Origin of the sequence: Paenibacillus sp. BK720 (genome assembly GCF_011761545.1) — a bacterium.
Taxonomy (GTDB): Bacteria; Bacillota; Bacilli; order Paenibacillales; family Paenibacillaceae; genus Pristimantibacillus.
This window is the reverse complement of sequence record NZ_JAASRQ010000008.1, coordinates 131,583-142,500: the sequence shown is the minus strand read 5'-3', so window position 1 is coordinate 142,500 and position 10,918 is coordinate 131,583. Positions and strand designations below refer to the sequence as shown.

Sequence of the window (10,918 nt, the reverse complement as noted above, 5' to 3'; positions counted from 1 at the left end):
GGGGGTCGCATGTTCAAATCGTGTCATCCCGACCATTTCAATTCATTGGAAGTCAGCAGACGTACTTGATACGTAGGGCGGGCTTTTTTTAGTTTATGGACAATTTGGGACAACCTAAGAGTGAAGAGGTGAATTCTTATGCTGCGTATTGGTATTATTGGTTCTAACTTTATTACGGAAACGTTTATGAATGCGGCACGTCAGGTACACAAGGTTGAAGTGACTGCGCTATACTCGCGTACGGAGGAGCGTGCAAAGGCTTATGCGGAAGCACAGGGCATTCCTCATACCTTCACGGATCTCGAAACGATGGCGAAAAGCGATTTGATTGACGCGATTTACATAGCAAGTCCGAATTCGCTGCATGCGGAGTACGCGATAACGTTCATGAAGCATGGGAAGCATGTGCTATGCGAGAAGCCGCTGGCATCGAATGCCGCTGAAGTACAAGCGATGTTTGAAGCGGCGCGGGCGAATAAGGTACTGCTGATGGAAGCCATGAAATCGACGATGATGCCCAACTTTGACGCGGTTCGAGAGAACCTGCACAAGATTGGCAAAGTCCGTACTTTCTTTGCTTCGTTCTGCCAATACTCTTCCCGATATGACAAATACAAAGCGGGCGAAGTTTTGAATGCTTTTCTGCCGGAGTTGTCGAACGGATCGCTTATGGATATCGGCACATACTGCATCTATCCGCTTGTCGTGCTGTTTGGCAAGCCGGACAGCGTTAAAGCAAGTGCGGTTATGCTGGAGTCCGGCGTGGACGGCAAAGGCAGTCTGATCTTGAATTACGGGGATATGGAAGCTATATTGCTGCACTCGAAGATCTCCAATTCGAATATGCCTGCTGAAATTCAAGGCGAAGAAGGCAATATGATTATCGAAAGGATTAGCCAGCCGGCCAGCGTTCGGATTCAATACCGTGACGGTCGTCCTGAAGAAAACATCGGCAGACCGCAAGCCGATAATTCCATGGTATACGAAATTCAGGCTTTTGCCGAGATCATTGAGCGCGGAGAGCTTGAATCGCCGGTTAACTCCTACGCCAATTCTCTGGCCGTTATGGAGATTATGGATGAGGCGCGCCGCCAGATCGGGCTTGTGTACCCTGCGGACAGGAAGTAAGCTATAAAAAAGCAGGCTGTTCCGGATGGATAAATTCCGGAACAGCCTGTTCGATTATTGAGCAACCGCTTCAGGGGTTTGCTCGTTTTGCTCCAGCTGCTGCATAAGGAAGCCGGAAAGCTCCTGATAACGCTTGGTAATCGTAGCAGCGGATACTTCATATTTCTCGGCAAGATCGTTTTTGCTCTTACCGGACTCGGTAACCTCACAGACCATATATTCCAACGCGGCACAGAATGCGCCGGATTTGCGATACGATGGTTTCGTCATATTCGTGAAATCATGCCAGATCATAATCGCCATTGCGATATGGTTAGGCTTGTAATCCTGTTTCATGGAAGCAATAAGTTCATGCGCCAGTTCTGCATATTGCGGATTAGCCCACGTGGATTCGTGGTCAACCAAGTGAACCAGTTCAGCTTCTGTAAAATGACGAATTGCGGGGGAGGCTTTGCTTGCTCGAGCCGATTGTTCGTCCTTCGACATGCAGCACTTTTTGTATTTCAAGCCGCTGCCGCAGTGACATTGTTCATTTCTACCTAGTTTAGACATATGAGCTCCTTCGTGCGAAAATCTTTTATGCAAGAGTACATTCCTATATAATAACATAAAAAGAGGGTTGGAAAAACGAAAATCCTTCATTTTCCATTCCTTCGTCTGAGGGACATTCTTTTCATAGGCCCCGGACAAGAAGCAAACAATAGTCATTATACATATTCCGAAAGGTGTGAATGAGCGATGACAAACGTTGCATTCGTAAGCAATTTGACCAAGTACGCTGAACTAATCGTTCGGGTAGGCGTTAATGTACAGGAGAACCAGGAGGTATTTATTACAGGAGCTGTCGATCAAGCAGACCTTGTGCGACTTGTTGCCGAGCAGGCCTATTTGGCTGGGGCAAGCAATGTCCACGTCGATTGGACGGATGACAGCTTGTCCCGCCTCAAATACGAGAAGGCTGCAGATGAGGTATTTACCCGTTTCCCGGAATGGGAGACCGCCAAACGGAATTCCTTCGTTGAGCGTAACGCCGTATTTATCTCCATCGTTTCCTCCAGCCCGGATCTATTGTCCGGCATTGACTCGCAGCGAATTGCCAACTTCCAAAAGGCTGCAGGCCAAGGCCTGCAAGCATTCCGCAGAGCGGTTCAATCCGATAAAGTGAGCTGGACCGTAGTAGCCGCGGCCGGTAAAGCATGGGCTTCCAAAGTATTTCCGAACGTTAACGAAGAAGAAGCCGTCAAACAGCTTTGGGAAGCGATTTTCAAGGCGGTTCGTCTCCACTCGGAAGACCCGGTGAAAGCATGGGAAGAGCATGACGCTACGCTTCATTCCAAAGCGCAAGCGCTCAATGAGAATCATTTTGTGAAGCTGCATTATACGGCTCCTGGTACGGATCTGACTATCGAGCTTGCGGATAAGCACATTTGGGTTGCCGCAGGAAGCGAAAACCAGAACCACGTTTCTTTCATGGCTAACATGCCGACAGAGGAAGTATTTACGGTACCGCAAAAAACCGGGGTTAACGGTTATGTGTCCAGCACGAAGCCACTCAGCTACGGCGGCAATATTATTGATAACTTTAAGATTACGTTTGAAGACGGCCGGATCGTGAAGGTAGAAGCAGAGCAAGGCCAGGAGACTCTTCAAAAGCTTGTTGATACGGACGAAGGCTCGCATTACTTAGGCGAAGTTGCGCTTGTGCCGCATGAATCGCCGATTTCGCAATCGAATATTTTGTTCTATAATACTTTGTTTGACGAGAATGCATCGAACCATCTGGCAATTGGAAGCGGTTATGCGTTTAATATCGACGGCGGGAAACAAATGTCTCCGGAAGAGCTGGCTGAGAACGGCGTTAATGCCAGCATCACGCATGTTGATTTCATGATTGGCTCCGCGGAGATGGATATTGACGGCATCAAAGCCGATGGAACCATTGTGCCAATCTTCCGCAAAGGGAATTGGGCATTTTAAGAACGGTAGGTGAGGTTGAAATGGCGAAGAAGAAAAAAACGGCGCCTGCTGCGAATCACAGGGCGAACGCAAGCCCTCAGCAGGAGCAGGGGACAACGTTAAAGGATATGCTTAGCGCGGATGTCCTGCAGAAGCTTAAAGCCCAATCTGACGAGATGAAGGCGGCTGAGGAGCAGCGGAAGTTGAAAGCGCGGACGGAGGCCGAGGAGGCCCGGAAGAAGGAACAGAAGCGCTTGGAGAGCGATATGAGCTATCTGCTGGAGAACAGCAAGCTGGATTGGCGGAAATACAAATAAGAGCAGGAGAAGGGCCTCTAGGCCGCGAGACAACGCGGTTTAGAGGCCTTTTCTTTTTTTTGGTGAGGCAGAATCGTGCTTGTCATCATATAACTATTAATAATAATATACAACTCCTTTCGCATAGGCATGGTATAGAAGAACGGGATTTAGGCGATTGCTGAGAGAAAGGGCTGAAATGTACATTGTACAGGTGACGATGATGAGAAAAAATCAATGGGGCAGGCTACCGGAAGAGCTGCGGTTCCAGAACGTGACGGAGAGCAGGCTTACGATTCATGAGGTGTATGACCGCATATTGAATTTTATGGCAAGCGATCCAAGGGCGGCATATCATTTTGTCATTGGGACAGACAGTCAGGGGTTTAACGGATATACGAAGTTCGTAACAGGCATCATTATCCGGCGGATGGGGAAAGGCGCATGGGCCTGCTATAGGCAGGTTGTTGTCCCGCGCGAGCTAACCTCCTTGAAGGAGAAGCTGACGATGGAGACGGCTTTGTCCCAGGAGGTTGCCTATTATTTCGTGGATGGCGCCATCCAGCGGATGGAGGATATGCTGCTGCCCTTTGTTTATCAGGGAGCTTCGCTTGATTTGTTTATCGACATCGACGCGGGTACAGAGCCAACGATTAATAAGACGTCGCTTTACGTAGAAGAGATGATCGACCGGGTAAAAGGAATGGGAACCTATCTGGCAAGGGTGAAGCCAGACTCTTACGCGGCATCGGCTTATGCCAACCGTCATACGAAGAAGCCTGTCCGTTTCAAAAAGCGTCAGGGTCTTGTGTAAGCAGACGAACCGACGCGGGACAAGTTCATATGCATAATTCGCCGCAGGCCTTACGACCTGTGGCTTTTTTGCGTTTCGGAAGGTTTTTTTTCGATAGCTGTAGAATGAAATACGTATAGGGGAAGGATGGGATGTCATGGGAAAGGAAAGGACGTTAGTCATTAGCGATATTCACGGTTGTTATGATGCTTTCAACCGGCTGCTCGAGCGGGTAAATTATGAGCCGGTTAAAGATCAGCTGATTTTGCTTGGCGATTTCGTCAGCAAGGGACCGGACAGCAAAATGGTTGTTGAGCAATCCGTAAGCCTGGTTCAAGAGCATGGAGCCATTGCGGTTCAAGGCAATCACGACGAGCGATTCGTTGATATTGTCCGTAACAGAACCAAAGAGGCAAGGGAGAAATTCTTCCGTCATGGCGGCCGTCAGACGGTGTACAGCTATCTGAAGGGAAGCGATATGACGGGAAGCGAAGAGGATCTGCTGAATAGGCTCAGAGAGACGGTTCTCGAGCGGTATCCTTATCACGCCGACTTCCTGGAGCAGCTGCCGTACTATTACGAGGATAAGCATTTTATTTATGTGCATGCGGGGCTGAATCCCAAATACCCGAACTGGAAGGAGCAGCCGAAGAGAGATTTCTTGTATATCAAGGATTCGTTTCACAACGCGGATACGGTCGTTAACAAAATCGTCGTGTTTGGCCATACCAAAACCGTTGATCTGCATGGCAGAGCGGATGTCTGGTACGGCAAAGGCAAGATCGGGATCGACGGCGGCTGCGCAAGCGGCCTGCAGCTAAACGCGCTGGAGATTATCGGCGAAGAGGTGCATTCGGTTTCGGTACCGGCAAGAAGAGCGGCGATATCATAGATTAAACGGGGAGCGGATATTCCGCTCTTTTTTATTTTTAAGATTTTTATTATATAAGAGAAAGGTGAAGGATATGATCGAAAAATGTCGAACTAATGAGTAATAAGAACTATTTTCCAGTATTTGAGGTGTAAAGATGAAGGCCATTCTGAAGTATTCGATTTTCATTCTATTTTCCATAGTAGTCATCACTTCAATAAGCCCCACAAGCACCTTTGCGAATACAGATGAATCGGCGTCGAAAATAAGGATTACAGAGTGGCAGCTCCATCCGGGGAATGATGAGGATAGTAAGAGTCCGCCGGCCGACGGCTGGATGACCGTGAAAGAAAACGAGAAGGAGCCGGTGCTGCCGAAAGGGACAAGCTCGTTGTGGGTTAGGATTGAATTGCCTCTTATCACTCAGTCACATGCAGGGCTTCTGGTTTCCAAAGCTTACGCGCAAAATGTATTCGCCTATTTAAATGGAGAAATTGTATACGAGACGAACAGAAACCATTCTTACGATGTGAATCGCTTTGTAATACCGATTGAACGCACTTCTACTAATGAAACCCTTTACATACATTTGGTGAATCATACGGGCAACATTGGAATTGCCGGCCTTGTTATCGGAGAATATTCTAAGCTCTACAGAACGATGCTTATGAGTGATGTTGATAATATTATTCTTGGAACAGCGTTTATTTTCATAGCCGCTCTCATGTTTATCTGCATGATCTTTCTGAAAAGAATCCATGTATCCGGTTGGAAGTCACTTAGTTTAATTATTTTTTCAATAGGTTGCATGTTAATTTTCTACTCTCCGTTTTTGTACATGGTGAATGAAAAGTGCGGATGGCTTTACGCTACAGGCTTTGATCTATCCTCTAACCTCTTTCTGCCTGCTCTATTTTTCTTCTTGGAGACATTCTTTGGTAAAGGGAAGTTTGGAATCATTCGTATCTTCAAGATATATGCTTTAGGTTCAATGATATTATCTACGATTGGTTTAATTTTAAATATAATGACGAATAATGCTTTCTACTCTCTTTATTATTCGGTCGCGACAATACTGTTTGTGCTGGGAGTCTTGGGCGGATGCAGCATTGTAATTGGTGTTCTAGTTGTTCATTGCTTCAAGAAGAATAGAGATGCCATTATTCTGTCCGCGGGCCTGAGCTTTTTTATATTGTTCGCGGTAGCAGATATTATTCAATATTATTCCTTGTCGAAAAATTATGAGTTTGTATATTGGAAATGGGGAACCGTGTGCTTCGTGTTCACTTTAGTCGTTATGCTTGGCAGGCAGATTGTGATCGGCTTCGAAAAGGTTGTCACTTATTCTCGTCAGCTTGAGATTTTTAACAATGAACTTCAACGCTCAGAGAAGATGGATATGATCAGTCAACTTGCTGCTTCAGTTGCCCATGAAGTGCGAAATCCGTTGCAGGTTACACGGGGGTTTTTACAGCTCCTGGAAGAGAAAAGCGGCAGCAACAAGGAAAAAAATTATATGCTTCTTGCGATCAATGAGTTGGACCGGGCTTCCGAAATTATTACCGACTTCCTAACCTTTGCCAAGCCGCAGCTTGAGCATGTTTCCGTATTAAATATAGCTAATGAGTTTAAACACATTGGGACTATTCTGATACCTCTGGCAAACATGCAGGGCGGGCAAATCAGATTGAATATACCTGATCATTTACAAATTCATGGTAACTCTTCGAAATTTAAGCAAGCCTTTATTAATATGATTAAGAATAGTATCGAGGCTTTGAAAAATGAGGGCCGAATTGATATAAGCGGATATATGGAAGGGAATAGGGTTGTTATTTGCATAAAGGACAATGGAGAAGGCATGACGGAATCGGAACTCGCAAAGCTAGGGGAACCTTATTACTCCAATAAGTCTAAAGGTACAGGTCTCGGGCTTATGGTTACCTTCAGCATCATTGAGGTGATGCAGGGCGATATTACATTTAAGAGCCAAAAAGGGATTGGTACAGAAGTTACAATTACCTTTCCTACGGCGTAAAACAGTAAAACCACTCCCGTTAAGGAGTGGTTTTTTATGCGATTACCAAGATGGAAATTCTTCCGAAGATGCGGACTTTAATGCGGAGGGTTTCGGCGGGATCACCAGGTAGGCGTGATCTGGCGTTTCTTCTACGGCTGTTACTTCGATATCATCTGGAATCTCTACGCCAAACGCATCTTTGATAGCCGCTTTAGGGTCATTCAATAATTGTTGCTTGAATGCATCGTCTTCCCAAGCCTTTTGAATAATTTGATCCCTAGTAATCTGATTCGACAAACTAACCCCTCCAATTATGCTAATAAAATAGTACTCCAGTAATAGGATTATAGCATAACTTTTGGTTATATTATACTATTTATACTGAAAATTCGACAAAACGTAATCAAATCCGCCTGATAATAAAGTCCTCCTTGTATTCTCCACTCGATTCGTGAAGCCTGCTATACCCTCATAGATGAAATAGCTGAAAGAGAGCAGCGGCGCAATGCCTATTTCAGCGTTGTTTAGAATGCCGAAAACTTCTTTTCCGCGGTTGCAATACTCCGTCATGAGACTGCGGTCATAGATATACGATTCTGCCTCACTGGCCTGCAGCGGGTGAATAGACTGGCGTTTGGCGCGAATCAAGGATATTAGGCAGTTATAATTCCCCTCGGTCAAGTCATCCTCCCAATCGGTCAAATCATCCGCCATTTGAAGAAGTACAAGGCTGTAGTCAACCAGTTCTTCCACAGAGGCAATCTTCTCGGGACGATTGGCGAGCAGCAGAACACCGGTGCTGGCAAGTTTGAGGGGCGAAGCTTTTTTCGCGACTTGCACAATGTCTGTCATGAAATAATCATGTTTGTCTTCCTGCACAACGGCTGAAGCCCATTCGTTCATATAGCGCTGACGATAGCCCCAGAAGGGAGAACTGGCGGCAAACAGCTCCCGAAGGATGGCCTCCATCTCGAAATGGCATAAATGGGCGAGTGCAAGCTGTTCCTTCCAGGCAGCTGGCGTCTCGTCCATTACGTCGTCTTGCAGGAAGTAATACAGCATGCTGAATACATTGGATAGTGAGAGCATACGGCACTGATCGATGGGAATCGAAGAGGTCTCGTTAATCCAATAAGGCAGCAGATAACAAATATAGTTCTTTGAGCTCTCCCTCTCAAAGACATCAAACTTGCGAAGATACGCTAGTCCGGACTCGTTAAACGGCTCGGGGAAATGAGCGATTCGCCGCTTGGCTTCCGAGAATACCAGCTGCAGCTCTGTACGATACGGATCGAAATAATTCATCTTCCTGTTCCCCAATCGCGGACTCTATTCATCGCGCTTTATAACCTCCATCAGAGCAACAATCTTGACGGAGTTGAATTCCTCGGGAGTAAGCCGCGAGAGAAGAGTTTCTTTAATAGACTGCTTTTCCTCCGGCGTCAGGCCATCCTTCGCTTTATCGGCAAGTCCCGTCAGTTCCTTCATGGAGAACTTGCCGAGCAGCAGCTCGGCCGCTTCATCCTTGTTCTTCACAACAAGCTGGCCGCCTGTTAAGGGCTTGTCCGACGGCTTTGCGTCATCCTTAGCACCGGTAGCCGTGCTGCCGGAGGCAGAGCCCGATTTATCCGGCTTTGCGGGACTTGTATCTTCGGCTTTGCCGCCGGTGCCGGCATCCGCTGCGATGGAGCCTTGGAGAGCCTCAACGGCCTTTTTATCAAAATATTTGGAGTTATCGGCAATGATCTGCTGAACGGCGGGATCCTTCTTGAACGCATCGATTTCGTCGGTGGTCAGGATTTGATCGGCCATCTCATTCATCATTTTATTGGATAGGTAGTGGAGTCCGATCTTGTAGCCGGCAAATCCGACGAAACCAACGATTACGATGACGGTCAGCAGTCTTGTCCAAATAACCGTGCTTTTCTTTAATGGCTTTCTGGAGCCGCCGGGATACTTGATCCAGGCTCTGCCGTCCTTGCTTTTGTACTTTTGAATACCTACGAGACGGAGGGGCGTATTCACCTTTTTGAATTCCATTCGTATCGAAATCTCCTTTGTATCCCAGCTGTAATGTGGCTTATTATACCATATGAAAGAAGATTAATAGAAACGAGTCTAGTCCCAATGCCTCACATCATCATTCAAAAGAACTAGCGTCAAACTAATTTACACATTCCTTTTATTTTGTTAAGTTTTGATTGAGAAATACTAATAATTCCATTAAGATAGGAAGAAGTCTAGGTAAATTTTCCAGAACAGGACCAAGGTCGTGGATAGGACTGTACCTCAGCAGGTTAATGAAGCCATGGCTCCTGCATTAAAGTTAGATGAGAAGCGTTACTTCTTTAATGTGGAGGTTGTCGGGCATGACAAGAGAGTTGGAGGTTTATGTTGTCTTAACAGACACGGGAACATTATTTACGAAAACGATTAAGTGGTTTACGAAGGATCCGCTTAACCATGCGTCGATCGCGTTTGACAGCGGATTAAACGAGGTGTACAGCTTTGGCCGGAAAAACCCGCAGAATCCGTTCTTCGCCGGCTTCGTCAGGGAGAACATGCGCGGGCAGTTATTTGCCGAAGCCCGTTGTGCCTTGTACCGCTGCCGAATACACCCTGCCGCTTACGCCAAGATGCGAGGGGTTATCGCGGAGATGGAACGGAATAGGGAACTGTACCGATATAACCTGATCGGAGTTATCGGCCTGCTGTTCAACACAAGGCTCATAAAAAGAGATTACGCCTACTTCTGTTCGGAATTCGTGGCTTCGGTATTTGAGAAGAGCGGTGTCCATCTGGTTAATAAATCTTCTTTTCTCGTGACTCCCGGGGATCTAGAAAATACGCCAAAGCTGGAGCTTGTGTACGAGGGCAGGCTTCAGGACTTATTAAATAAATGCATAAACGAGGAAGTTGGAAAACGCCTTGCGTAATCGCCGCAAGGCGTTTTTGCTTTTCTTAACCGTTTACAACTTCGCCGCCGTTAATGTGGATGAATTGGCCGGTTACATAGCCGGAATCCTGGGAAGCCAGATATACGTAAGCAGGGGCAAGCTCATACGGCTGTCCGGCCCGTTTCATTGGCGTGTCGGAGCCAAAGGTGGATACGGACTGCTCATCGAAGGTGGACGGGATAAGCGGTGTCCAGATTGGACCCGGGGCAACGCCGTTGACCCTTATGCCGCGTCCGGCCAGGTTAGTTGCAAGCGCTCTTGTAAACGAGACGATGGCGCCTTTGGTTGCGGAATAATCAATTAAGGTCGGATTGCCTTTGTAGGCGGTGATCGAGGCTGTATTAATGACGGAAGCGCCTTGCTTCAGATGAGGAAGGGCGGCTCTTGTCAGAAAGAACATGCCAAATACGTTAGTCCGGAACGTCTTCTCAAGCTGCTTTGCCGTAATATCTTCAAGCCGCTGCTGCACATGCTGCTCGGCGGCATTATTAACGAGAATATCCAGCTTTCCAAAGGTCATCACCGTTTGCTCAACGGCATTACGGCAAAATGCTTCATCCCCGATATCTCCGGGAATTAACAGGCAGCGTCTTCCGGCTTGCTCGATCTCCTGTTGAACAAGCTTGGCATCCTCATGCTCATTATAATACACGATGCTTACGTCGCAGCCTTCCAGAGCGAACGCTACCGCTACCGCACGGCCGATACCGCTGTCTCCGCCGGTAATTAGGGCCGCTTTATTCTCCAGCTTGTTTGCCGCTTTGTACTGATCGTTTTTATAGACCGGAAGCGGGTTCATTTCGGATTCTATACCTGGCTGCTGATTCTGATGCTGGGGCGGAAAAACCGCAGTCTTATTGCTTGATGATTGTGTCACAGGGTAAAGCCTCCTTTTCT

The 10,918-nt window shown here is 47.0% G+C and carries 12 protein-coding genes and 1 tRNA gene (1 of these 13 running past the window's edge); 8 read left to right on the top strand and 5 right to left on the bottom strand.

Annotated features, from left to right (window positions below; translation table 11 throughout):
• Both FHT67_RS27225 and FHT67_RS27220 read left to right on the top strand, forming a co-directional pair.
• Positions 1-35 (top strand) — tRNA-Pro (locus FHT67_RS27225) (it extends 42 nt beyond the left edge of the window).
• Positions 36-138: 103 nt separating this feature from the next.
• Entirely contained in the window at positions 139-1,128 is a 990-nt protein-coding gene (locus FHT67_RS27220) for a Gfo/Idh/MocA family protein (RefSeq protein WP_167201961.1), read from the top strand.
• A 54-nt stretch (positions 1,129-1,182) separates the two neighbouring features.
• Here FHT67_RS27220 and FHT67_RS27215 read toward each other — a convergent pair whose 3' ends face one another.
• Entirely contained in the window at positions 1,183-1,680 is a 498-nt protein-coding gene (locus tag FHT67_RS27215) for an SEC-C metal-binding domain-containing protein (RefSeq protein WP_132312386.1), read from the bottom strand.
• A 186-nt stretch (positions 1,681-1,866) separates the two neighbouring features.
• Here FHT67_RS27215 and FHT67_RS27210 point away from each other — a divergent pair, with 186 nt between their 5' ends.
• The 5 genes from FHT67_RS27210 (at position 1,867) to FHT67_RS27190 (ending at position 7,082) form a co-directional block, all read left to right on the top strand.
• Positions 1,867-3,105 (top strand): aminopeptidase, encoded by a 1,239-nt coding sequence (locus tag FHT67_RS27210; RefSeq protein ID WP_132312384.1) that lies wholly within the window; start codon positions 1,867-1,869, stop codon positions 3,103-3,105.
• A gap of 20 nt (positions 3,106-3,125) precedes the next feature.
• Positions 3,126-3,401, top strand: a complete 276-nt coding sequence (locus FHT67_RS27205; RefSeq protein WP_167201960.1) for a YqkE family protein — start codon at positions 3,126-3,128, stop codon at positions 3,399-3,401.
• A 178-nt stretch (positions 3,402-3,579) separates the two neighbouring features.
• Positions 3,580-4,194 (top strand): ribonuclease H-like YkuK family protein, encoded by a 615-nt coding sequence (locus FHT67_RS27200; protein WP_132312378.1) that lies wholly within the window; start codon positions 3,580-3,582, stop codon positions 4,192-4,194.
• Positions 4,195-4,330: 136 nt separating this feature from the next.
• Positions 4,331-5,065 carry a metallophosphoesterase gene (locus FHT67_RS27195; protein WP_132312375.1) on the top strand — a complete coding sequence of 245 codons (735 nt, stop codon included), beginning with the start codon at positions 4,331-4,333 and terminating at the stop codon, positions 5,063-5,065.
• 136 nt (positions 5,066-5,201) lie between these two features.
• Positions 5,202-7,082: a sensor histidine kinase gene (locus FHT67_RS27190; protein WP_167201959.1), complete on the top strand. Its 1,881-nt coding sequence runs from the start codon at positions 5,202-5,204 to the stop codon at positions 7,080-7,082.
• Between the two features lie 42 nt (positions 7,083-7,124).
• Here the strand turns inward: FHT67_RS27190 and FHT67_RS27185 are convergent, their stop codons facing one another.
• From FHT67_RS27185 to FHT67_RS27175, 3 genes are all read right to left on the bottom strand, one after another.
• Positions 7,125-7,361 (bottom strand): NHLP leader peptide family RiPP precursor, encoded by a 237-nt coding sequence (locus tag FHT67_RS27185; RefSeq protein WP_132312370.1) that lies wholly within the window; start codon positions 7,359-7,361, stop codon positions 7,125-7,127.
• A gap of 75 nt (positions 7,362-7,436) precedes the next feature.
• Positions 7,437-8,369 carry a hypothetical protein gene (locus FHT67_RS27180; RefSeq protein WP_167201958.1) on the bottom strand — a complete coding sequence of 311 codons (933 nt, stop codon included), beginning with the start codon at positions 8,367-8,369 and terminating at the stop codon, positions 7,437-7,439.
• Between the two features lie 24 nt (positions 8,370-8,393).
• Positions 8,394-9,104 (bottom strand): hypothetical protein, encoded by a 711-nt coding sequence (locus tag FHT67_RS27175; protein WP_167201957.1) that lies wholly within the window; start codon positions 9,102-9,104, stop codon positions 8,394-8,396.
• A 329-nt stretch (positions 9,105-9,433) separates the two neighbouring features.
• On the opposite strand from FHT67_RS27175, the gene FHT67_RS27170 reads away from it, so the two are divergent.
• Positions 9,434-10,000, top strand: a complete 567-nt coding sequence (locus tag FHT67_RS27170; RefSeq protein WP_132312362.1) for a hypothetical protein — start codon at positions 9,434-9,436, stop codon at positions 9,998-10,000.
• A gap of 25 nt (positions 10,001-10,025) precedes the next feature.
• On the opposite strand, the gene FHT67_RS27165 is transcribed toward FHT67_RS27170, so the two are convergent.
• Positions 10,026-10,898, bottom strand: coding sequence for an SDR family oxidoreductase (locus FHT67_RS27165; RefSeq protein ID WP_132312359.1), 873 nt, complete (start codon positions 10,896-10,898; stop codon positions 10,026-10,028).
• Between the last annotated feature and the right edge of the window lie 20 nt (positions 10,899-10,918).